Source organism: Dactylosporangium sp. NPDC050588 (assembly GCF_040654975.1).
Taxonomy (GTDB): Bacteria; Actinomycetota; Actinomycetes; order Mycobacteriales; family Micromonosporaceae; genus Dactylosporangium; species Dactylosporangium maewongense.
This window is the reverse complement of sequence record NZ_JBFAJA010000005.1, coordinates 169,529-189,481: the sequence shown is the minus strand read 5'-3', so window position 1 is coordinate 189,481 and position 19,953 is coordinate 169,529. Positions and strand designations below refer to the sequence as shown.

Genomic DNA, 19,953 nt, shown 5'->3' with positions numbered 1-19,953 from the left:
GGCCGGATCGCGCATCCGCGCCCACCCCGTGCCCACCCTCCGCGGTGGCCGGGCTGGGGGTTCCTCATGATCCGGAAGACTTTATGTCGCTATAGCAGCACAAAGTCTTCCGGATCACGGAAAGGGGTCGGGGTGGCTTGTCGTGTGGGCTGGCGTCGGGCCTTCTCGTGATCCCGAATCGTTCTGGTCGCGACCGGCCACCGAAACCGTTCGGGATCGTGTTGGCGGGCCTGGTCCTCATGATCCGGAAGAGTTTGTGTCGCTATGACAGCACAAAGTCTTCCGGATCACGGAAAGGCGGATGCTTTGGGTAGCGGGGATGTTCCGGCCGTGGGCTCGAAGGGTTTGGTGGGCCTGGGGCTGTTGTGAGCTGGTGGTGGATGCTTGCGCGGTGCGGCTGGGGCGCTCGGATAGACATCGCGCGATCTATCGGGAGGGTGAGCTAGGCGGGGGTGGGGTCTTTCCAACCTCGGGAGTAGATGACGGCCAGCTTCTTCTCGAGGGCCTGGCGGAGGTCGATGCCCATGGTGTGGGCGGTGACGAAGGCGGTCAGCACGACGTCGGCGAGCTCCTCCTCGACGTCGCTGAAGGGGCCTGAGCGGCGGGCCATTCCCGCGTGCCGGCGGACCGCGCCGACGAACTCGCCGACCTCCTCGGCGAGGGCCAGGGTCTGCCGCAGCTGCGGCGACTCCGTGAAGCCGGCCGCGTCCAGGTGGGCGGCGACGTCGGCGGCGGTGGAGGGCAGGTCGTTCAATGCGAATGACACACCGCACCCTAACCTTCTATGGTCTCCAGGTGCCCGACCGTCATGCCGTCCGCGCCGTCTTCGACGCTGACACGATCACCGTCTATCAGGCGTACAGTCCCGCGATCGCGCTGCCGGCCCTGGACGCGCAGCGGTTCGTGCCGCCGTTCAAGCGCGACAGGATGACCTGGGTCAAGCCGTCGTTCCTGTGGATGATGTACCGCAGCGGCTGGGCCACCAAGGAAGGCCAGGAGCGCGTGCTGGCGGTCCGGTTGCGCCGCGAAGGGTTCGACGCGGCCGTGGCGGAGGCGTGCCTGAGCCACTACGTGCCGGGCATCCACGAGAGCCGCGAGGCCTGGTCGCGGGCGCTGCGCACGAGCCCAGTCCGGGTCCAGTGGGACCCGGAGCGCGACCTGCACCTGCGCCCTTTGGAGCACCGTTCGCTGCAGCTCGGCCTGAGCGGGGTCGCCGTCCACCGGTACGTGGACGAGTGGACCGTCGAGATCCGCGACGTCACGCCCCTGGTGCACGAGATCCACGCCCTGGTCAAGGCCCGCGCGCTGGAGGAGGCCGCGGCCCTGCTGCCGCCCGAGCGGCCCTATCAGTAGGCGGCGGCGTCCGGGTGGGCGGCGGCCCAGGCGGCGCCGATCAGGGCGGCGTGCTCCGTGTCCGACACCGGGCGGGCCGGGAGGTTGAGGGCGAGCGCCGGCTCGATCAGGTCCCAGGCGCCGGTCATCGAGCCGCCGAAGACGACCACCTCGGCGTCGAAGCGGGTGAGCCACTCCGTCAGCAGCAGGCCGAGGGCGCCGAACGCGGTGTCGATCACGGTCTGGGCGGCGGCGTCCAGCTCGCGGGCGCGGGCGGCCAGGCCCCGCATGCCGTCCACGTCCACGCCGGTGGCTTCGCGGTACGCGCGGATGAGCGCACGGTCGGAGACGACGTCCTCCAGCTCGACCCCGTCGATGGTGCAGAAGTGCACCTCGCCGTCGGGCGGGACGGTCGGGCCGGTGGTGACGACGCTGCCGTCGGCGAGCCACGCGGAGCCGATCCCGGTGCCGAGGGTGATGGCGACGCAGCGGGACGCGCCCTTGGCGGCGCCGTCGACCCACTCGCCGAGCAGGAAGGCGTCGGCGTCGTTGACGAAGGTGAACGCGTCGGGCGTGGTCGGGATGGCGAGCGCGAGCGCGGCGCGCAGGTCCAGGCCGTGCAGGCTGTCGAACTTGCCGACGCCCTCGTGCAGGGACACGCCGGTGCGGTAGTCGAACGGGCCCGGCATCGCGATCGCCCAGCGGTCGCCGCCCTGCGGGTCGAGGAGCTTCGCGGCGCCGGCGAGGGCGTCGACGATGCCGTCGGCGGACAGGGTGGGGTCGAGCGGGTGGCGCTGCCGCTGGATCACCTGCCGGTCGTCCAGCAGCACGCCGGCGGCGGTGACGTGGCTGCCCCCGACCTCGAGGACCCAGATCGGCCGGGTGTCGGCGTCGGAAGAGGGCAAGTGCACGGCGTAACGTTAGCGCACCCATGATCGACGGATCATGAGCTACCACCGCCGAAGGGGGAAGCCGTGGAACACGACCCGAACCGGTTGCTCGGTCCGGACGGCGGCCTGCCCGAGTCCGTGCCGCCGTGGCCGGCCCGCGACGCCCTGCGGATCACCAGGGTCCGGCCGATCGTTACGGCGCCGGAGGGCCTGCCGCTGGTGGTCGTCAAGGTCGAGACGACCGAGCCGGAGCTGTACGGGCTGGGCTGCGCGACGTTCACCCAGCGCTACGCGGCGGTGGCGGCGGCGGTCAGCGAGTATGTCGGCCCCCTCGCCGTGGGGCGGCACCCGGCCGACATCGAGGACATCACCCGCACGGTGCACCTCTCGTCGTACTGGCGCAACGGGCCGGTCCTCAACAACGCCCTGTCGGGCCTGGACCAGGCGCTGTGGGACATCGCCGGGAAGCGGGCCGGGCTGCCGGTGCACGAGCTGCTCGGCGGGCGGGTCCGCGGCGGCGTCGAGGTCTACACGCACGCGTCCGGCGCCGACACCGGCGAGGTGCTCGACGAGGCGGAGCGGCTCATCGCCCTCGGGTACCGCTGCATCCGCCTCCAACGGGCGGAGCCCGGCCTCGGCAGCTACGGCCACGCGGGGACGGGCGGGCACTACCCGGACTCGCCGAACCCGGACGGCTGGGACCCGGAGCGCTATCTGCGGGGCACCCCGTCACTGTTCGAGGCGGCCCGCGAGCGGCTCGGCACGGGCGTCAACCTCATGCACGACGTCCACAGCCGGCTCTCCCCGAAGCAGGCGGTCGTCCTGGCACGGGCCCTGGAGCCCTACGGGCTGTCGTTCCTGGAGGACCCGATCCCGTCGGAGCTCTACGACCGGCTGCCGGAGATCCGCGCCGCGTCGCCGGTGCCCCTCGCGGTCGGGGAGCAGGTGAGCGCGGTCGCCGACGCGGCCCGGCTGATCCGCGACGGCGGCGTCGACCTCATCCGCCTGCACACGTCCGCGGTCGGCGGGCTCACCCCGACGCGGAAGCTGGCGGCGCTCGCCGAGCTGTGCGGGGTGCGGACCGCGTTCCACTCCCCGGCGGACGTGTCGCCGGTCGGCGTCGCGGCGAACCTCGCGGTCGACATCTCCAGCCACGCGTTCGGGTTCCAGGAGTCGCACGAGTACAACGAGGCCACCCACGACGTGTTCCCCGGCTGCCCCGACGTGACCAAGGGCTACATGTACCCGTCGGACCGGCCCGGCTGGGGCGTGGACGTCGACGAGGCCGAGGCGGCGAAGTACCCGCCGACGAAGTTCCTCTTCGACCGGTGGGCCGCCGTCGTCCGGCGTCCGGACGGCTCGCTGGAGGCGCCGTGAGGATCGTCGTCACGGGTGCCGGGGGCAACATCGGCCGGGCCACGGTCGCCCGCCTGCGCGCCGCCGGTGCCGACGTCGTCGCCCTGTCCCTGGAGCCCGTCGCCTTTCCTGATGTCGTTTCCGGCGTCGGTACCGCCAATGCCCCTGACGCACATACCGGGGTCGACGGCGGCGGCCCGTCGAAGGCCGCCGGGACGGCCGGCGACCCAGAGGCGCGCGACGGGGCCGGTGGCCACGTCGACGTGGTCATCGGATCGGCCGGGGACCCGGACGTCGTCGCGGCGGCCTTCGACGCGCCGGTCGACGCCGTCATCCACCTGGCCGCGATCCCCGCGCCGACCCTCGGCACCGGCCTGGAGGTGTTCGGTGGCAACACCCGGGCCACGTTCGTGGTGCTCGACGAGGCCGCCCGCCGCGGGGTCTGCCGGGCCGTCCTGGCCAGCAGCTACGCGCTGCTCGGGATGCCGTTCTCGCCGCACGACCTGCACCCGCCGTACTACCCGCTCGACGAGGCGGCCCCGCCGCAGATCGAGGACCCGTACGCGCTGTCGAAGCTCGTCGACGAGCTGACCGGCGAGATGTTCCACCGCCGCGACGGCATGGACGTGGTCGCGCTGCGGTTCCCGTTCACCGGCGACACGGACCGGCTCGCGAAGACGGCCGCCGACCTGCGCGCCGACCCGGCGAAGGGCGCCCGGAACTCGTGGGCGTACCTGCACGTCGACGACGCCGCCGAGGCCGCGTGGCTGGCCGCGACCGTGCCGCTGACCGGGTTCCACCGGTGCTTCGTCGCCGCGCCGGAGACGTTCTGCGACACGCCGACCGAGGAGCTGATCGCCACCTACCACCCGGGCGTGCCGGTCCGGTCACCGATCCCGGGCCGGCGGGTCCCGATCGACACCGGCGTCGCGTCGCGGCTGCTCGGGTTCACGCCATCACGGGGTACGGCGCCGTCTTCGCCCCGGTGACCAGCTCCTGGAAGAACGCGGTCGTGACGAGGGCCCGGTCCGCGTACCGGCGCATCACCGCAGCGGCGGCGGGCGGGCCCAGGAACGGCGCCTCGCCGCGGAGCACGGCGGCGCGGTCCGCGTCGCCACGGAACTCCTCCGCCAGCCAGGTGGCCAGGTGCCCGGTGGTGTACCGCAGGTCGTAGTCGGCGTGCTCGCGCAGCCAGGCACGCTCCGGGCCGGTCAGGTCGAAGCCCTCGTGCAGGGCCAGGCCGTAGTCCGCGAGGTACACCTGCCGGCCGTCGGTCAGGATGTTGTCGAAGTGCCCGTCGAAGTGCCACAGCCCGGCGCCGTTCATGAACGCGATCGCGTCCCGCAGCTGGACGTCGACGTCGGGCGCCGTCTCCGGCCGCTCCTTGAGGTGCTCGTGCACGGTCCGGGGGAGGTGCTCGAGGAAGAGCACCAGCCGCGCCGGCGCGTCCTGGAGCTGCGTCAGCCGGAGCCGCACGGACGGCGTGTCACCCCAGTAGGCGACCCGCTCCTCGATGTCGACGCGCTCCCACGCGACGCCCGCCGGCAGGACCCGCCAGTGGTGCAGCAGCGGGAACGCCGGGTGCCGCCCGGCGAGCACCCACCCGGTCGTGACGCGGTGCGCGGCCAGCTCCCGCCACACGCCGAAGCCGGTCGAGCCGACCCCGTACTGGCAGTACATCGGCAGCCCGAACAGGTTTGCGGTGGAGTGCGGGTGCGCCAGGTCCAGCTCGGTGACCGGCACCTGCTTGACGAACACCGGCACCCCGCCGACGTCGAGCGTCGCCGTCTGCCCGCCGATGCCGACGGCGTCCGGCCGCGCGTCGTCCAGCATCGCCGCGACCGCGGCGTCGCTGAGCAGCGCCAGCCGCGAGGACACCCGCTCGTGCCGGTCGGTCCGGCTCATCGCAGGATCCCGGCCGCGTCGCGCAGCCAGCGGGCGTCGGCCTCGGCGCAGGCGGCGGACTGGTGCACCGACTGGGCGAAGTTGTGCTCGAGTCCGGGCTCCGTCCGGTGCACGACCGGCACCCCGGCCTGCCGGAGGCGGTGCGCGTACTGGTCGCCGCCGTCGCGGAGCGGGTCGTGCTCGCAGGTGACGACGAGCGCCGGGGGCAGGCCGGTGAGGTCCTCGGAGCGCGGGTCCGGGGCCGCCCCGGGCGCCCACCAGCCGATCCACTCCCGCAGCTGCGCGACGTCGAGGCCGAAGCCGGCGCCCTTCTCGGCCACGCTGCGGCTGGTGGCGGGGAGCGCGACCTCCGCGACCGGGCACACGAGCAGCTGCCCGTCGACCCGTCCTCGCCTGGCCAGGGCCGCCAGGATCGCGAGGAACCCGCCGGCGGAGTCCCCGGCGAGCGCCACCCTGCCGTCCGGCCGGGTCTTGAGCACGGCGTCCAGCACCGTGAGCACGTCGTCGAACGCGGCCGGAAACGGGTGCTCCGGGGCCCGCCGGTAGTCCACGGCGACGACCGTCCGTCCGGTGGCCTCGGCGATCCGCCGCGCGAAGGCGTCGTGGGTCTCGAGGTCGCCGAGGACGAAGCCGCCGCCGTGGGCGAAGACGACCGTGTCGGGGCCGCGCTGCTCATACCGGCGGATCCCGACCCCGTCGACGGTGCCGTCCTCCACCGGCATCGGCGGCCCGGCCGGGCGCAGGGCGGCCCGTTCCCGGCCGCCCCGGCGCAGCCCGGCGATGGCGTCCTCGCGATCCTCGCGCATCAGTCGCGGCCCTGCCAGGTGGTGACGCAGACCTCGTTGCCCTCGACGTCGGCGAGGATCCAGTACGCGGGGGCCGCCGCCTCGGACACGAGGACACCGCCGGCGGCGAGGGCGGCGGCGATGCGGTCCGCCGCCGCGTCGTGCGGGACGCTGATGTCGAGGTGGATCCGGTTGCGCTCGACGCGCGGCTGGTCCATCTGCTGGAACCAGACGGCGGGGCCGAGGCGGTGCGGGTCGACGACGGGCGCGCCGGTGTCGCCCTCGCCGCCGGCCTCGTCCTCGTAGCCGAGCACGGCCTTCCAGAACGGGCGGACCGCCTGGATGTCCATCGCGTCGACGGCGACCTCGATGAGCTGCGCGGCCCGGCCGGTCGCGGGCACGGTGCTCAGGCCGATCTCCCGCAGCGACCCGGTGAGCGCCCGGGCCAGCTCGATGTCACGGGGCGTCACGGCGGCCTCGCCGAGGCTCTGGAGGGTGAGCAGGACGTGGTCGGCCCGCAGGTCGAGCCACAGGTGCCGGTCGGCGTCGTCGCCGGCCGCGGCGGTGCACCTGGCCGCGACCTCGGCGGCCTGGCCGACCGATCCGACGGGCACCATGGTCATGATCGTGCTGAGGATGTACCGCCATCCGACGTCGACGACGGCGTCGCTGATCTCCTGCCGCTTCATCCGACCGAATCTAGTCCCTACAGGTAGATGTCGACGCCCTTGCCGTCGGAGAGGCCGGCCGCGACCGCGGTGTTGTGCTTGGTGCCCATGAGCGCGCTGAGCGTGTCGGCCTGCGCGTTGACCTGTGCCTGGGCGGTGGCGGGATCGACCCCGCGACCGGCGGCCGGGACGCTCCAGGTGATGGACGATGCGATGGAACCGACCTCCATGCCGTGTCTCCTCTGCTCGCCGGGCTGGTCGTGTCCACATCGGCACCGCCGGTCCGCGCTGAAGAGATTCCGCACCGCCGGCCCGCTCCGAAGAGGTTCCGCGCCGCCGGCCCGCGCTGAAGAGGTTCCGCACCGCCGGCCCGCTCCCGAAGAGGTTTCGCACCGGCGGCCCGCTCCGAAGAGGTTCCGCGCCGGGCCCCGGCGGGACGGGCCACCCGCAGGGTCATGCGGGGCGGGTGAGCCGCCACTGGGTGAACAGGCCGGCCGCCGCGGCGGCGAGGATCGCGGCGCCGTACAGCAGGACCGTGGTGAGCAGTCCGAGCGGGGCGACGAGCTGCCCGGCGACGATCGCCGGCACGCCGAAGGACAGGTAGGCGACGATGAACACGGCCGCGAACAGCCCGGCCCGCTGGTGCGTCTCGGCGAGCGGCCCGACGGCCCGCAGCGCCCCGGAGAACGTGGCGCCGAACCCGGCACCCCCGACGATCCCGCCGATCCAGACGAGCGGCAGCGCGACGGCGACGATGCCGGTGAGCACGACCGCGGCGCCGAGCAGGACGGCGGTGCCGCCGAGCACGATCGTGCGGCGCGGGTGCTGCCGGCCGAGGGCGTAGCCGGCGACCGCGGCGGCCGCGGGCGGCAGGAACGCGGTCGCGCCGTTGAGCAGGCCGCTGTCGAGGTGGAAGATGTCGCGGACGATCGTCGGGGCGAGGCCCATGAACAGCCCGGCGAACATCCAGCTGGCCAGGTGCACGGGGATCGCGGCGCCGAACTCGCGGCGGGCCGCCCGGGGCACCGTCACCCGCGGCCTGAGCGAGCCGAGCGCGCCGGCGCGGCGGGTCACGGTCTCGCCGGACAGCGCGGCGGTGAGCGTGCCGAGCACCATGATGACGGCGAGCGTGCCGAAGACGATGAGGTTCGCCGAGCCGGTGAACTGCACGGCCGTGCCGGTCAGCAGCGCCCCGAGGCCGAGCCCGCCGGCGGGTGCCGCGCCGGCGACGACCGTGCCGAGGCGCTTGCGGTGCGGCGGCGCCAGCTCGACGAGCGCGGCGGTGAACGCGCTGCTGGCCGCGCCGGTCGCGACGCCCTGCACGACGCGGGCGGCGATGACCCAGCCGATGCCCGGCGCGAACACGAACATGAGCATCGCGACGACCTCGACGCTGAGCGCGCCGACCAGCACGGGGCGGCGGCCGACATGGTCGGACAGCGAGCCGGCGACGAGCAGCGCCGCGAGCAGCCCCAGCGCGTAGGCGGCGAACGCGACGGTGAGCACCCACGGCGCGAAGCCCCACTCCCGCTCGAACAGCACGAGCAGCGGCGTCGGCGCGCCGGCCGCCAGGTAGAGCGACGCGAACGCGAGACCCGTGCCGGCGAACGCGACCCCGGCGGGCAGCGTGAACGGTCTGGCCAGAGCGGTGGTGGTCATGGCGTACCCCCTAAAGCAAAAATCTCTGCGTTAGGCTGAAGCTACGCGCTCCGGCGCCGCTTAAAGCAATTATCGTTGCGTTAGGAGCGTCACATGCCCGAGAAGCGCACCGGCGGTCGCAGCGCCGCGGTGCTCGCGCAGATCAGGACCGCGGTCGAGGACCTCGTGCGGGAGCGCGGCGCCGAGCGGGTCACCATCCCGATGGTCGCCGAGCGGGCCGGCGTCAACCCGACCTCGATCTACCGGCGGTGGGGCGACCTGCCGACGATGCTCAACGACATCGCCACCTACCGGCTCGACCCCGCCCGCCCGCTGCCCGACACCGGCGAGCTGCGGGCCGACCTTGTCGCCTGGGCCGGCGAGATCGTCGAGCACTACGCCAAGCCCGTCAACGCCGCCCTGCTGCGGGGCGGAGCCGCCTCCGCCGGCGAGACCGAGTCCGACTGCCTGCGCAACCGCCGGGCCGAGGCCGTCGTCCTCGCCTCGCGGTCCGGCGCGCCGTTCGCCGCCGACGACATCGTCGACCTGGTCGTCGCCCCGATCATCTACCGCGTGATCTTCCTGCCCTGGACGCTCACCGACCCGGGCCTCGCCGAGCGGTGCGTCGACCGGCTGCTCGCGACGGGCCGTGCCGCCTGACGGCGGCGCGACGGGCCGTGCCGGGCCGACGGCGGCGCGACGGGCCAGGCCGGGCTGACGGCGGCGCGATGGGCCGGGCCGCCTGACCGCGAGCTAGGGTCGGGACCATGAAGATCCCCGATGCGAGTCACCCGATCACCGTCACGCCGACCGGCCGGCGCGTGACGGTCCGCGTCGACGGCGTCACCGTCGCCGACACCACCGACGCGCTCACCCTGCAGGAGTCGACCTACCCGCCGGTGTACTACCTGCCGCTGGGCGACGTGGACCAGTCGCTGCTGCGGCGCACCGAGCACCAGACCCACTGCCCGTACAAGGGTGACGCGTCGTACTACAGCGTCGTCACCCCCGACCGTGAGCTGACCAACGTCATCTGGACCTACGAGACGCCCTATCCGGCCGTCGAGCCGATCGCGAAGCGGGTCGCCTTCTACCCGGACCAGGTCGAGCTGACCGTGGAATAGCCGACTTCCTCACTGCCGGGTGCAACGCGAAGGGTTTTGCGAGACGTCTTCGTGTGGGTAGCGTTCGCGGGCGGGGAGGGACGAGACATGCTGAGTCGTCGTAGGGTGCTGGTCACGGGTGCGGGAGTCGCGACCGCCGCGGTGCTGGCGGGGTGCTCCGACACGCCGAAGAAGACCGGCGCCGGCGCCGGCTCGACCGGCGGCGCGGGTGGCGGGGGCGGTGGCGGCGCCCAGCCGGCCAAGGTCACCATCACGCCCGCCGCCGACAGCAAGGACGTCGCGCCGTCGAGCCCGGTCACCGTCGCGATCGAGAACGGCACGCTCGACACCGTCACGGTCGCCGCGGGCGGCAAGAACCTGGCCGGCACGCTCGCCGAGGACAAGCACGGCTGGCAGTCGACGGGCGCCCTCGCCTACGGGCAGACCTACACGGTCACGGTCACCGGTGTCGACGCGGCCGGCGCCGCCGTCAACCAGACCGCGACCTTCACCACGCTGAAGCCCGCGAGCACGGTGTCCATCACGTTCCAGGCCAACCCGATGCTCGCGCTGAAGAACGGCAACACGTATGGCGTCGGCCAGCCCGTCATCGTCTTCTTCAACAAGGCCGTCACCAACAAGGACGCCGTCGAGCAGGCCATGAAGGTGACGACCTCGCCCGAGGTCGAGGGCAAGTGGCACTGGGTGAGCGCGCAGAGCGCCCACTGGCGCCCCGAGAAGTACTGGGCCCCCGGCACCACCGTGAAGGTCAGCGCCAACCTCCTCGGCGTCGACATCGGCAACGGCGTCTACGGCGGCACCAACGCCTCCGCCAACTTCTCCATCGGCAAGTCGCGCATCGCCATCGCCGACTCCAACACCAAGCAGATGGAGTGCTACATCGACGGCCAGATGGTCCGCCGGATCCCCTGCAGCATGGGCAAGGGCGGCAAGGGCACCATCGGCTCCAAGGGCGAGAAGATCGACTACCTGACCGCCAGCGGCGTCCACGTCCTCATGACCAAGGAACCCCTGGTCACCATGAGCTCCGCCAGCTACGGCGTCACCAACAAGAACGACCCGAACTACTACGAGGAGAAGATCCGGCTGGCGTGCCGCATCTCGCTCTCGGGGGAGTACGTCCACCTCGCCGATTGGAACATCCCCAAGCACGGCAAGGAGAACACCTCCCACGGCTGCATCAACGTGGCCCCCGACCACGCCAAGTGGTTCTACGACACCTTCGACGTCGGCGACGTCGTCGAGGTCCGCAACACCCCCAAGAACCTGCAGCTCACCGACGGCCTCGGCGACTGGAACGTCCCCTACGCCCAGTGGTGACGCGCCCCATGCCGGGCAGGTCCGATTTTTGCGATTTGGGCGGTAAGTGGGGTACCCCCGCACCAGAATCATGCGGTGCGGGGGATGCGGGTGCTGGTCACCGACGACGGGCGGTGGCGGCTGGAGGTGCGGGCGCGCGGCGTCGACGTGTACGACCGCGGGGCGCAGTCGGCCCGTAAGACGCGGGTCGGGGCGCTGGTGCTCCGGCAGGCCGACCTCGACCGGGCCGTGCGGTTCCTGCTCGACCACGGCGCCGACGTGGACACCCTGCACGAGCGCTGACCACGGCGCCGACGTGGACACCCTGCACGAACGCTGACCACGATGCCGACCTGGACACCCTGCGCGAACGCTGACCGCGGTGCCGGCGCGTCACCACCGGCCGGTTCGCCCGGTGCCGGACCGCTTGCTCGACGGGATCGAGAAGGAGGGCTACAGCCTGCCGACGGCCCCGTAGACGGACACGTCCGCGGGCGTCAGCGCCGGGTCCGGCGGGGTGTCGGGGCGCCACTCGTGCACCGCGACGACGCCCGGGTCGACCAGCGTCAGCCCGTCGAACAGGGCGCCGAACTCGGCCTCGGTCCGGGGCCAGATGTCGGTCTGCCCGGCGGCGAGCATCCGGTCGTACACCTGCGAGATCTGCGGCGGGAGGAAGTCCTTCGTCGCGTTGCTGGCGACGAGGTAGCTGCCCTCGGGCAGGGCGGCGAGCAGCTCCCGCACGATCGGCGCGCCGGCGCCCTCGCCGTGGATGAAGTGCAGGACCGCGACGAGCATCAGGCCGATCGGCCGGGTGAAGTCCAGTGTCGCCCGCAGGTCGGGGTGGGCGAGGATGCGGCCCGGGTCGCGCAGGTCCGCCTCCAGGTAGGCGGTCCTGCCCTCGGGGGCGCTGGTCAGCAGCGCCCTGGCGTGGACCATGACCATGGGGTCGTTGTCGACGTAGACCACCCGGGCCGACGGGTCGATCGCCTGGGCGACCTCGTGCGTGTTGCCGGCGGTCGGCAGGCCGGTGCCGATGTCCAGGAACTGGCGGATGCCCGCCTCGCCGGCCAGGAACCGCACCGCGCGGCCGAGGAAGCGCCGGTTCTCCCGGGCCGCGATCGGCGCGCTCGGCCAGGCCGCGGCGATCGCGTCGGCGGAGGCGCGGTCGGCGGCGAAGTTGTCCTTGCCGCCGAGCCAGTAGTTGTACCGCCGCGCGGGGTGGGCGACGCTGGTGTCGATCCGGTCCATGGACACGCGCCAAACTGTATACGCCTTTTGTCAGGTGGCCCGGATCGCGGCGGCCATCTTCGCGGGGTCGTGACCCGGGCGGACCCCGTCGAAGAGGATCGCGGAGCCGGCGATGTGGTCCGTGCGCAGCGGCAGGATCTCCTGGTAGGCGGGGGAGTCGTACCAGGAGCGGGCGGCGGAAAGCGTCGGGAAGGCGATGACCACGACCGTGCCGGGCCAGTCGCCCTCGCGGACCTCCACGTCGGGGCCGTGGGCGATGAACGTGCCGCCGAACGGGTCCAGGGTCGCCTGGATGCGCTCCAGGTAGACCAGGACGTCCTCGTTGATCGTCGGGGTGTGCAGGTGCGCGAGCGCGTATGCCGTCATGCCCCCGATCCTCGCCCGCCGGAGGTAGCCGGGTCGATTACCCCGGAGGTCATGTCCAGCAGCATCGCCGCGGTGCGGCTGGCGACGTCACCGATCGCCGCGCCGCGCATGACGGCGCGGACGGAGGCGCCGTCGAAGAGCATCAGCAGCTGCGTGCCGAGCTGCCCCGGGTCCGGGGCGCCGAGCAGGGCGGCCTGGCGCTGGAAGTACCCCTCCAGCTGCTCCTTGAACGCCAGCGCGACGCGGCTGGCCTGGTGCGACGCGTCGTGCAGCTCGATCGTCGTGTTGGCGAACGGGCACCCGTGGAAGCCTGGTGAGCCCGCCTGCTCCTCCAGCGTCGTGAACACGTGCAGGATCCGTTCGCGCGGCGACGGGGCCGTGTCCTCAGGGGCGAAGTAGCGCGCGACGGTGGCGGGTCCGTGCACCCGCAGGGCCTCGGCGACCAGGTCGTCCTTGGTGGCGAACAGCTGGTACATCGACCGCTTCGACACGCCCGCGGTCTGGCACAGGCGCTCGACGCCGACCGCGCCGACACCTTCCGCGTAGAACAGGTCGGCGGCGGCGCGCAAGAGGCGGTCCCGTGTCGGAGAGGTCACACCCCAATCGTAAACCGATCGGTTTATGGTTGCCGGCGAGAGCGGAAACCGATCGGTTTCCGCCCGGTCGGAGGGGAGCGCGGACATGGATCTCAAGCAGGCAGTGGTGCTGGTGACGGGCGGCAACCGGGGCATCGGCAAGGCCCTCGTGGCGCAGGCGCAGGCGCGGGGCGTCCGGAAGGTGTACGCAGCGGCCCGCGACCCGCGCACGGTGACCGCGCCGGGGGTCGAGGCCGTCGCGCTCGACGTGACCGACCCGGAGTCGGTGCGGCGGGCGGCCGAGCGCGCCGGCGACGTCACCGTCCTGGTCAACAACGCCGGCATCTACGTCGGGGCCAGCTACGTCACCGGCGACCTGGCGGACATCCGGCGCGAGTTCGAGACGAACTTCTACGGGCCGCTCAACGTCACCCGTGCGTTCGTGCCGCAGCTGCTCGCCAACGGCGGCGGCCGGATCGTCAACGTGCACTCGGCGCTGTCGTGGGTGGCGCTCGGCGGGTCGTACAGCGCGACCAAGGCCGCCCTGTGGTCCGCCAGCGACGCGCTGCGCCTGGAGCTCGCGCCGCGCGGCATCGGCGTCACGGGGCTGCACGTCGGCTACGTCGACACCGACATGGCCGCCTCGGTCGACGCCCCGAAGATCAGCCCGGACGCGGTGGCCGTCCAGGTCTTCGACGCGATCGAGCAGGACCGCGACGAGGTCCTCGCCGACGACACGTCCCGCGGTGCGAAGCGGTCGCTGACCGCGGAGCCGGGCGAGCGGTACGCGCGGGTGGCAGCATAGGACGCATGGGTGCATACCGGTCGACGGGCGAGTTCCAGCGGGACCAGAACTACATCACCACCCGCATCACCGCCGACGGACGGGACGGCTACCCGGTCGAGCCCGGCCGCTACCGGCTGGTGGTAAGCCGGGCCTGTCCGTGGGCGAGCCGGGCGATCATCGTGCGGGAGCTGCTCGGGCTGCAGGACGTCCTCTCGATGGGCGTCTGCGGCCCGACGCACGATCCGCGCAGCTGGACCTTCGACCTCGACCCGGGCGGGCGCGACCCGGTGCTCGGCATCGAGCGCATCCAGGACGCGTACTTCGCCCGCTTCCCCGGCTACGAGCGCGGCATCACCGTGCCGTGCGTCGTCGACGTCACCACCGGCCAGGTCGTCACCAACGACTACGCGCAGATCACCCTGGACCTCTCCACGGAGTGGGTGGAGTTTCACCGGCCCGGTTCGCCGCAGCTGTACCCGCCGGCGCTGCGCGAGGAGATCGACGAGGTCAACGCGCTGGTCTTCAAGGACGTCAACAACGGTGTGTACCGGGCCGGGTTCGCCGGCACGCAGGAGGCCTACGAGGCCGCCTACGAGCGGCTGTTCGCCCGGCTGGACTGGCTGTCGGAGCGGCTGTCGACCCGGCGGTACCTCGTCGGCGGCCAGATCACCGAGGCCGACATCCGCCTGTTCACCACGCTGGTCAGGTTCGACGCGGTCTACCACGGCCACTTCAAGTGCAACCGGCAGAAGCTCACCGAGCTGCCGGTCCTGTGGGATTACGCGCGCGACCTGTTCCAGACCCCGGGCTTCGGCGACACGGTGGACTTCGAGCACATCAAGCGCCACTACTACGAGGTCCACCGCGACATCAACCCGTCGGGCGTCGTGCCCCTCGGCCCCGACCTGTCCGGCTGGCGGCTGCCCCACACCAGGGCCACGCTGCCCTAGGCGGCCCTTGCCGACGCCGGGCACGGGCTGCGAGGCTCCGCGCATGGAGAAGATCACCATCGTCACCGGCGGCAGCCGGGGCATCGGCGCCGCCACCGCCGTCCGGCTCGCCGCGGACGGGCACCGGATCGCCGTCGGCTACCAGCGGTCCGCCGGCTCGGCCGCCGAGGTCGTCGCCGCCGTGGCGGCCGCCGGCGGCCACGCGGTCGCCGTGCAGGTCGACACGTCGGTGGAGGAGGACGTGGCCCGGCTCTTCGCGACCGCCGCCGCCGAGCTCGGCCCGGTCACCGGCCTGGTGAACAACGCCGCCGTCACGTCCCCGATGGGCCCGTTCGCCGACCTGCGCACCGCCGACCTGCGCCGCGTCGTCGACGTCAACTTCGTCGGCGCCTTCCTGTGCGCCCGCGAGGCCGCCCGCGTCCTGCCCCGCGGCGGCGCGATCGTCAACGTCTCCTCGGGCGCCGCCACGCTGGGCAGCCCCGGCGAGTACATCCACTACGCCGCCACCAAGGCCGCCCTCGACACGCTGACCGTCGGCCTGTCGAAGGAGCTCGGCCCCGCCGGCATCCGCGTCAACGGCGTCGCCCCCGGCATCATCCGCACCGAGATGCACGCCGTCGCGGGCGACCCGGACCGCGCCGAGAAGGCCGGCCCGAACCTCCCGCTCGGCCGCCCCGGCGAGCCCGCCGAGATCGCCGAGGCGATCGCCTGGCTGCTCAGCGACGCCGCGTCGTACGCCACCGGCACCACGATCCGCGTCGCCGGCGGCCGCTGACGCCCCTTCGCGCGGGGCTACCCGCGGAGGACGGCCTCGAGGGTGTCGTACATGGTGTCGCCGCGGCCGTGGTCGCCGAGGCGGCGGGTGACGTACGCGAGGCTGTAGCCCAGCGACTCGTCGTGCCCGGCGGAGGAGCCGCCGATGCCGCCCATGCCGAACCAGGAGCCGTCGCGGCGCCAGCCGAGGGTCCAGGTCGCGTCCTCCTCCAGGAGCCGGTCGACGCCGACCGCCTGGGGGCCGAGCGCCTCGGCGAGCAGCGGGGCGGGCAGCAGGCGGGGCAGGGCCTCGTAGAAGGCGGCGAGGCCGCGGGCGGTCGCGTGGCAGTTGACGGCGGGCAGCTCGCCGGTGCGCCAGAGCGGGCCGTTGACGACGTCGGTGGCGAGCAGCTCGACCGGGCCGAGGGCGCGGGACCACAGCTCGCCGTGGCCGGACAGCTGGCGCTCGGGCCAGTCGGGGGTGGCGTGCTCGACCTCGGCGCAGCGGGCGGCGTCCGCGGTGGACAGCCCGAAGTGGACGTCGAGGCCGAACGTGCGCACGACCTCGCCGACCGTCTCGCCGGTGGCGCCGAGGAGGATCTCGCCGAGGATGGTGCCGTACGTGAGGGCGTGCTCCCCGAACGCCGTCCCCGGCTCCCACTCCAGCGGCGTGGCCGCGATCGCCGCCGCGAACCGGGAGCTATCGAGAATTTCGGAAATGTCCGGAAGTGGGAAGGCGACGGAACCGGGGTGCGGGTCGCCGCCGGCCGGCGGTAGGGGAGCGGCGGCGGTGGCGGCCGAGCGGGCCGCGGGCAGGCCCGCCTGGTGGGACAGGGCGTGGCGGACGGTGGCGGACGGGTGGGGGAACGCCTTCCAGTACGTCGCGATCGGCGCGTCCAGGTCGATCCTGCCGTCGGCGATTCTGCGCAGCACGGCCATCGCCGCGACCGGCTTGCCGGCGGAGAACACGGTCGACAGCGTGCCGGGCTCCCACGGGTGGGTCCTCGCCGCGTCGGCCCAGCCGCCCCACAGGTCGACGACGAGTGCGCCGCCCACGTGGGCCGCGACCGACGCGCCGGTCTCCGCGCCCGAGCCGAACAGGTCCTCGAACGCCGACCGGACCGCCTCGAACCCGGGTGCGACGCTGCCCCGCACAATGTCTGTCACGCGCCGCACCCTACCGGCGCCCCGACGGCACGCGCCGGGAATTACTCCCTGTCGCCGCCGCGGGTGGTGTACAGCGAAGCCTCGAACTTCCGTTTCAGCGCCGGGACCCGGTCGGTGGTCCGCAGGAACGCCCGCTGGCCGGCCAGTGCCAGCCGCCCGATCACCGGCCGGTGGACCAGCTGGTCGCCGCCGGTGCGGGCCTTCGAGGCGGCCACGGCGGCGAAGCCGTAGTCGAGCATCTGCCGCTCGTACACCTGCGGCGAACGACTTCCGGAGGTCAGTGCCCGCACGAGGTTGTGGGCGTCGCGCAGCGCGGTGTTGGCGCCGACGCCCTGGCCGGGGGTCATGGTGTGGATGGCGTCGCCGAGCAGCATGACGCGGTCGGTCGGCCACGCCGGCACCGGCACCGACGTGCGGATGTTGATCGGGAAGCAGGTGGCGGGGTCGGTGAGCGTGAAGAGCCGCCGCAGCGCCGGGCTCCACCGCGGGGTCATCGCGAGGGTCTGGGCGACCAGCCGCGGGCCGTCGAAGCCGGTGACGTCCGCGGGGAAGCGGTCGCGGTGCGCGGAGACGCCCCAGTTGACGTGGTCGACCGTCGGGTCGCCGGGCACGGGCGAGCCGCCGCCGGGGCCCCACGGGAACTCCATGACGTGCAGGATGCAGGCCATGCCCCGCGGGGCGAGGACCAGGCCGATGCCGGGGAACACGCCCTCGGGCAGCAGCGCCCGCGTCTCGCCGGTGAGCGGCACCTTCCCGCCGATCGCCACGACGCCGGAGTCATCGACGCGGGCGTGCGGCAGCTTCTGGGCGCGCACCCGCGAGTTGGTCCCGTCGGCGCCGACGAGCAGGTCGCCGGTGACCGAACTGCCGTCAGCGAAATATGCCGTTATTTCGGTTTCAGTCTGTTCATAGTGGGTGAAGTCGCTGCCGAAGCGGACGACGTCGGTCATGCCCGTGTAGAGGACCTGCCGCAGCGTCATCCGGCTGACGGACTTCTCGTCGTTGACGTCGTCGGTGGGTGTCCGCAGCGGCACGGTGAGTGGGAACGATCGACCGGCTCGGGCGCGCCGGCTACGTGACCCGCGAACGCGACTCCGCCGACCGCCGCCGGGTCACCGTCCGCCCGACGCCGCACGCGCACCGGGTCGTCGCGGAGATCTACGGCCCGATCGTCGCCGAGGGGCAGGAGCACCTCACCCGGTACGACGACGCGACGCTGCGCCACATGGTCGAGTTCATGTCGTTCGCCACCGAACAACAGCACCGGCACGCGGCCCGGCTCGCGGAGTGACCCGCGGGCGCTGGTAGCGGCGCGGGTGCGGTCGGATATCGGTCCGCGCGCCGTTTGCGTGGATCTCCTACAGTCTTCGTGTGACCGACGTGCCGCCGCAGACCCCCGACCACGCCGACGGCGCCTCGCAAGCCGTTCCCCCTGCCCCGATCTGGGCGTCCAACGCCGCGCCTTCCGCGGCTTCCGCGCCGTTCGCGGCTTCTGCTGGTGGCGCGGCCGGGGTCGATGACGACGGAGGGCCGCCGCGGGCGCCGATGGTCGACCCGGGTCCGCCGTGGGTGCCCGGAGACGAGGGTCCCGCGCCGCAGCCTTCGCAGCCGTCGCCCGACGGTGTCGACGACGGGCCGCCGCCGGGGCTGTGGCAGAAGATGCGGGCCGACCCCGAGTACGCGCCGGAGCACCTCGCGCTCGAGGCCGTCACCAGGATCGGGCCGAAGATGGTCCTCGAACTGCAGAAGCTGCGCGCCCAGAACCCGGGCGCCCCGCCGGAGGCCATCGCGAGCATGGTGGCCTACCGGTACACCAACCACGCCCGGCTCTCCGGGGCGGTCTCCGGCGCCGTGGGGCTGGCCGGGGCGGTGCTCGACGTCGGCGTGCTCGCCTGGACGCAGGCGAAGATGGTGCTGCTCATCGCCGTCGCGTACGGGCACGACCCGGCCGACCCCGAGCGGGCCACCGAGCTGCTCGTCCTGCAGGGGGTGCACAAGTACACGCAGACGGCCCGCACCGCGCTGCAGGTCGCGCGCGGCCGGGAGGGCATCGGGGCGCTGCTGCCGGACAAGCGCCGGCCGATCAACCAGATGCTGCTGACCCTCGGACTCAAGCTCGCCCAGATGGCCGGCGTCAAGGCCGCGAAGCGCATCTTCGCGAAGATCGTCCCCGGCGCCGCCATCATCCTCGGCAGCTTCGCCAACGCGGGCGCGACGAAGGCCCTCGCGAAGAAGGCGATCGAGCTCTACGGCCGCCCGGCGCTGCCGATGCAACGCCCGCCGATGCAGCTGCCGCCCGCCCCAAAGCGGATCTGACTCACTCCGGCACCCGGATCAGGTGCCCCGCCTGCCGCGCGACGGACTCCATCGTCGCGCGGTACTCGGCCCTGGTCACCGTGCCGTCCAGCAGTCCCCGCGCCGCCGCGGCCTCCACGTCGTGCTGTTGCTCACCGCGCTCCGCCCTGGCCACCATCAGGTGCCGGGCGATCAGGACGCAGTAGACCACCGCGACGAGCGCGGCCACGAACATCGTCGCGAACATCCTGCAGACCCTACGGTCACGCCCTCACCCCGCCCGGCGCAGCGTCGCAAAGACGACGACGTTGCCACGGTACGAGCGCCGCAGCCGATCGAACGTCCCGCCGCACGTGATCAGCCGCAGCACCGGCCGGTCGACCGCGCCGTAGACCTCGTCCGACGGGAACTGCGCCTTCGCGTACTCCTCGACCCGGTCCACCCCGAACACCGCCGTGCGCCCGTCGGCCCTGCGCACGCTGACCTCGTCGCCCGGCCGCAGGTCCCGCAGCCGGTAGAACACCGCAGGCCCGTCACTCCTCGTGTCGACGTGCCCGAGGACCACCGCCGGCCCGACCTCCCCGGGCGCGGCGAGCTGCCGATACCACCCCGCCGGCGCCTTGGCCCGCAGCGGCGGCACCTCGATCGTCCCGTCAGGGTTGAGCCCGAGCCCCATGAGCGCCGTGCTGACCCCGATCGCCGGGATCTCGAGGTGTACGGGCACCGAGAACCCCATCCCCACCCCACTTGCACCACTCCCGCCTGCCTCCGCCCCTGTCCCCGGGTCGGTGCTGGATGGGGAGCCAGACGCGGTG

26 protein-coding genes are annotated in these 19,953 nt (G+C 73.2%); 12 read left to right on the top strand and 14 right to left on the bottom strand.

The features are described 5' to 3' along the window. Positions 1 to 442 precede the first annotated feature (442 nt). Positions 443 to 766: a MazG nucleotide pyrophosphohydrolase domain-containing protein gene (locus tag AB0I21_RS05010; RefSeq protein ID WP_360559134.1), complete on the bottom strand. Its 324-nt coding sequence runs from the start codon at positions 764 to 766 to the stop codon at positions 443 to 445. On the opposite strand from AB0I21_RS05010, the gene AB0I21_RS05005 reads away from it, so the two are divergent. Beyond that, positions 760 to 1,353 carry a DUF4291 domain-containing protein gene (locus AB0I21_RS05005; RefSeq protein WP_360559133.1) on the top strand — a complete coding sequence of 198 codons (594 nt, stop codon included), beginning with the start codon at positions 760 to 762 and terminating at the stop codon, positions 1,351 to 1,353. The two genes, AB0I21_RS05010 and AB0I21_RS05005, sit on opposite strands and share 7 nt — an antisense overlap. Here the strand turns inward: AB0I21_RS05005 and AB0I21_RS05000 are convergent. Continuing rightward, positions 1,347 to 2,243 carry an ROK family protein gene (locus AB0I21_RS05000; protein ID WP_360559132.1) on the bottom strand — a complete coding sequence of 299 codons (897 nt, stop codon included), beginning with the start codon at positions 2,241 to 2,243 and terminating at the stop codon, positions 1,347 to 1,349. The two genes, AB0I21_RS05005 and AB0I21_RS05000, sit on opposite strands and share 7 nt — an antisense overlap. A 63-nt stretch (positions 2,244 to 2,306) precedes the next feature. On the opposite strand from AB0I21_RS05000, the gene AB0I21_RS04995 reads away from it, so the two are divergent. Together AB0I21_RS04995 and AB0I21_RS04990 are read left to right on the top strand one after the other, a co-directional pair. Continuing rightward, entirely contained in the window at positions 2,307 to 3,599 is a 1,293-nt protein-coding gene (locus tag AB0I21_RS04995) for an enolase C-terminal domain-like protein (RefSeq protein ID WP_360559131.1), read from the top strand. Next, on the top strand, positions 3,596 to 4,567 hold the full coding sequence (locus AB0I21_RS04990; RefSeq protein ID WP_360559130.1) for an NAD(P)-dependent oxidoreductase: 972 nt from the start codon (positions 3,596 to 3,598) through the stop codon (positions 4,565 to 4,567). The genes AB0I21_RS04995 and AB0I21_RS04990 overlap by 4 nt, the downstream gene beginning before the upstream one ends. On the opposite strand, the gene AB0I21_RS04985 is transcribed toward AB0I21_RS04990, so the two are convergent. The 5 genes from AB0I21_RS04985 to AB0I21_RS04965 form a co-directional block, all read right to left on the bottom strand. Then, complete coding sequence (locus AB0I21_RS04985) at positions 4,527 to 5,483, bottom strand: hypothetical protein (protein ID WP_360559129.1); 957 nt, start codon at positions 5,481 to 5,483, stop codon at positions 4,527 to 4,529. The genes AB0I21_RS04990 and AB0I21_RS04985 overlap by 41 nt on opposite strands. Next, positions 5,480 to 6,289: an alpha/beta hydrolase gene (locus tag AB0I21_RS04980; RefSeq protein WP_360559128.1), complete on the bottom strand. Its 810-nt coding sequence runs from the start codon at positions 6,287 to 6,289 to the stop codon at positions 5,480 to 5,482. Before AB0I21_RS04980 ends, AB0I21_RS04985 begins: the two co-directional genes overlap by 4 nt. After that, a complete protein-coding gene (locus AB0I21_RS04975; protein ID WP_360559127.1) occupies positions 6,289 to 6,957 on the bottom strand; it encodes a VOC family protein in 669 nt (222 codons plus the stop codon). The genes AB0I21_RS04980 and AB0I21_RS04975 overlap by 1 nt, the downstream gene beginning before the upstream one ends. A gap of 17 nt (positions 6,958 to 6,974) precedes the next feature. Next, on the bottom strand, positions 6,975 to 7,166 hold the full coding sequence (locus tag AB0I21_RS04970) for a hypothetical protein (RefSeq protein ID WP_360559126.1): 192 nt from the start codon (positions 7,164 to 7,166) through the stop codon (positions 6,975 to 6,977). Positions 7,167 to 7,389: 223 nt separating this feature from the next. Continuing rightward, positions 7,390 to 8,595 (bottom strand): MFS transporter, encoded by a 1,206-nt coding sequence (locus tag AB0I21_RS04965; protein ID WP_360559125.1) that lies wholly within the window; start codon positions 8,593 to 8,595, stop codon positions 7,390 to 7,392. A gap of 93 nt (positions 8,596 to 8,688) precedes the next feature. Here AB0I21_RS04965 and AB0I21_RS04960 point away from each other — a divergent pair, with 93 nt between their 5' ends. The 4 genes from AB0I21_RS04960 to AB0I21_RS04945 all read left to right on the top strand — a co-directional run bounded on the left by AB0I21_RS04960 (position 8,689) and on the right by AB0I21_RS04945 (position 11,300). Next, positions 8,689 to 9,234 carry a TetR/AcrR family transcriptional regulator gene (locus AB0I21_RS04960; protein WP_360559124.1) on the top strand — a complete coding sequence of 182 codons (546 nt, stop codon included), beginning with the start codon at positions 8,689 to 8,691 and terminating at the stop codon, positions 9,232 to 9,234. Positions 9,235 to 9,341: 107 nt separating this feature from the next. Continuing rightward, positions 9,342 to 9,698, top strand: a complete 357-nt coding sequence (locus AB0I21_RS04955; RefSeq protein WP_360559123.1) for a DUF427 domain-containing protein — start codon at positions 9,342 to 9,344, stop codon at positions 9,696 to 9,698. A gap of 87 nt (positions 9,699 to 9,785) precedes the next feature. Continuing rightward, a complete protein-coding gene (locus tag AB0I21_RS04950; RefSeq protein WP_360559122.1) occupies positions 9,786 to 11,018 on the top strand; it encodes an Ig-like domain-containing protein in 1,233 nt (410 codons plus the stop codon). 75 nt (positions 11,019 to 11,093) lie between these two features. After that, positions 11,094 to 11,300: a hypothetical protein gene (locus tag AB0I21_RS04945; RefSeq protein ID WP_344504779.1), complete on the top strand. Its 207-nt coding sequence runs from the start codon at positions 11,094 to 11,096 to the stop codon at positions 11,298 to 11,300. Between the two features lie 150 nt (positions 11,301 to 11,450). Here AB0I21_RS04945 and AB0I21_RS04940 read toward each other — a convergent pair whose 3' ends face one another. From AB0I21_RS04940 to AB0I21_RS04930, 3 genes are read right to left on the bottom strand one after another with little or no spacing between them, the layout of a single operon-like run. Beyond that, entirely contained in the window at positions 11,451 to 12,245 is a 795-nt protein-coding gene (locus tag AB0I21_RS04940; RefSeq protein ID WP_360559138.1) for an SAM-dependent methyltransferase, read from the bottom strand. 30 nt (positions 12,246 to 12,275) lie between these two features. Continuing rightward, a complete protein-coding gene (locus AB0I21_RS04935; RefSeq protein WP_360559121.1) occupies positions 12,276 to 12,611 on the bottom strand; it encodes a DUF1330 domain-containing protein in 336 nt (111 codons plus the stop codon). Then, positions 12,608 to 13,207, bottom strand: coding sequence for a TetR/AcrR family transcriptional regulator (locus AB0I21_RS04930; protein WP_360559120.1), 600 nt, complete (start codon positions 13,205 to 13,207; stop codon positions 12,608 to 12,610). The genes AB0I21_RS04935 and AB0I21_RS04930 overlap by 4 nt, the downstream gene beginning before the upstream one ends. Before the next feature lie 85 nt (positions 13,208 to 13,292). On the opposite strand from AB0I21_RS04930, the gene AB0I21_RS04925 reads away from it, so the two are divergent. From AB0I21_RS04925 to AB0I21_RS04915, 3 genes are read left to right on the top strand one after another with little or no spacing between them, the layout of a single operon-like run. Then, complete coding sequence (locus AB0I21_RS04925) at positions 13,293 to 13,991, top strand: SDR family oxidoreductase (protein ID WP_360559119.1); 699 nt, start codon at positions 13,293 to 13,295, stop codon at positions 13,989 to 13,991. A 5-nt stretch (positions 13,992 to 13,996) separates the two neighbouring features. After that, positions 13,997 to 14,923, top strand: coding sequence for a glutathione S-transferase C-terminal domain-containing protein (locus tag AB0I21_RS04920; RefSeq protein ID WP_360559118.1), 927 nt, complete (start codon positions 13,997 to 13,999; stop codon positions 14,921 to 14,923). Between the two features lie 43 nt (positions 14,924 to 14,966). Continuing rightward, on the top strand, positions 14,967 to 15,698 hold the full coding sequence (locus AB0I21_RS04915) for an SDR family oxidoreductase (RefSeq protein ID WP_360559117.1): 732 nt from the start codon (positions 14,967 to 14,969) through the stop codon (positions 15,696 to 15,698). A 17-nt stretch (positions 15,699 to 15,715) separates the two neighbouring features. On the opposite strand, the gene AB0I21_RS04910 is transcribed toward AB0I21_RS04915, so the two are convergent. Continuing rightward, on the bottom strand, positions 15,716 to 16,843 hold the full coding sequence (locus AB0I21_RS04910) for a serine hydrolase domain-containing protein (RefSeq protein WP_360559116.1): 1,128 nt from the start codon (positions 16,841 to 16,843) through the stop codon (positions 15,716 to 15,718). Between the two features lie 41 nt (positions 16,844 to 16,884). Further along, positions 16,885 to 17,877 carry an FAD-dependent monooxygenase gene (locus tag AB0I21_RS04905; RefSeq protein ID WP_360559115.1) on the bottom strand — a complete coding sequence of 331 codons (993 nt, stop codon included), beginning with the start codon at positions 17,875 to 17,877 and terminating at the stop codon, positions 16,885 to 16,887. 5 nt (positions 17,878 to 17,882) lie between these two features. Here AB0I21_RS04905 and AB0I21_RS04900 point away from each other — a divergent pair, with 5 nt between their 5' ends. Both AB0I21_RS04900 and AB0I21_RS04895 read left to right on the top strand, forming a co-directional pair. Next, entirely contained in the window at positions 17,883 to 18,134 is a 252-nt protein-coding gene (locus AB0I21_RS04900; RefSeq protein ID WP_360559114.1) for a MarR family winged helix-turn-helix transcriptional regulator, read from the top strand. A gap of 80 nt (positions 18,135 to 18,214) precedes the next feature. Continuing rightward, a complete protein-coding gene (locus AB0I21_RS04895) occupies positions 18,215 to 19,159 on the top strand; it encodes an EcsC family protein (RefSeq protein ID WP_360559113.1) in 945 nt (314 codons plus the stop codon). Between the two features lies 1 nt (position 19,160). Here AB0I21_RS04895 and AB0I21_RS04890 read toward each other — a convergent pair whose 3' ends face one another. Next, positions 19,161 to 19,385, bottom strand: coding sequence for a hypothetical protein (locus tag AB0I21_RS04890; RefSeq protein WP_360559112.1), 225 nt, complete (start codon positions 19,383 to 19,385; stop codon positions 19,161 to 19,163). Positions 19,386 to 19,409: 24 nt separating this feature from the next. Then, positions 19,410 to 19,862, bottom strand: a complete 453-nt coding sequence (locus tag AB0I21_RS04885; RefSeq protein ID WP_360559111.1) for a class F sortase — start codon at positions 19,860 to 19,862, stop codon at positions 19,410 to 19,412. Between the last annotated feature and the right edge of the window lie 91 nt (positions 19,863 to 19,953).

What these genes read in the sequence shown, in the direction of transcription:
- AB0I21_RS04915 (WP_360559117.1), top strand. Translation starts at nt 14,967, where the DNA reads ATGGAGAAGATCACCATCGTCACCGGCGGCAGCCGGGGCATCGGCGCC.
- AB0I21_RS04950 (WP_360559122.1), top strand. Translation starts at nt 9,786, where the DNA reads ATGCTGAGTCGTCGTAGGGTGCTGGTCACGGGTGCGGGAGTCGCGACC.
- AB0I21_RS04940 (WP_360559138.1), bottom strand. Translation starts at nt 12,245, where the DNA reads ATGGACCGGATCGACACCAGCGTCGCCCACCCCGCGCGGCGGTACAAC.
- AB0I21_RS04955 (WP_360559123.1), top strand. Translation starts at nt 9,342, where the DNA reads ATGAAGATCCCCGATGCGAGTCACCCGATCACCGTCACGCCGACCGGC.
- AB0I21_RS04935 (WP_360559121.1), bottom strand. Translation starts at nt 12,611, where the DNA reads ATGACGGCATACGCGCTCGCGCACCTGCACACCCCGACGATCAACGAG.
- AB0I21_RS04925 (WP_360559119.1), top strand. Translation starts at nt 13,293, where the DNA reads ATGGATCTCAAGCAGGCAGTGGTGCTGGTGACGGGCGGCAACCGGGGC.
- AB0I21_RS04970 (WP_360559126.1), bottom strand. Translation starts at nt 7,166, where the DNA reads ATGGAGGTCGGTTCCATCGCATCGTCCATCACCTGGAGCGTCCCGGCC.
- AB0I21_RS04960 (WP_360559124.1), top strand. Translation starts at nt 8,689, where the DNA reads ATGCCCGAGAAGCGCACCGGCGGTCGCAGCGCCGCGGTGCTCGCGCAG.
- AB0I21_RS04920 (WP_360559118.1), top strand. Translation starts at nt 13,997, where the DNA reads ATGGGTGCATACCGGTCGACGGGCGAGTTCCAGCGGGACCAGAACTAC.
- AB0I21_RS04965 (WP_360559125.1), bottom strand. Translation starts at nt 8,595, where the DNA reads ATGACCACCACCGCTCTGGCCAGACCGTTCACGCTGCCCGCCGGGGTC.
- AB0I21_RS04890 (WP_360559112.1), bottom strand. Translation starts at nt 19,385, where the DNA reads ATGTTCGCGACGATGTTCGTGGCCGCGCTCGTCGCGGTGGTCTACTGC.
- AB0I21_RS04985 (WP_360559129.1), bottom strand. Translation starts at nt 5,483, where the DNA reads ATGAGCCGGACCGACCGGCACGAGCGGGTGTCCTCGCGGCTGGCGCTG.
- AB0I21_RS04975 (WP_360559127.1), bottom strand. Translation starts at nt 6,957, where the DNA reads ATGAAGCGGCAGGAGATCAGCGACGCCGTCGTCGACGTCGGATGGCGG.
- AB0I21_RS05005 (WP_360559133.1), top strand. Translation starts at nt 760, where the DNA reads ATGACACACCGCACCCTAACCTTCTATGGTCTCCAGGTGCCCGACCGT.
- AB0I21_RS04980 (WP_360559128.1), bottom strand. Translation starts at nt 6,289, where the DNA reads ATGCGCGAGGATCGCGAGGACGCCATCGCCGGGCTGCGCCGGGGCGGC.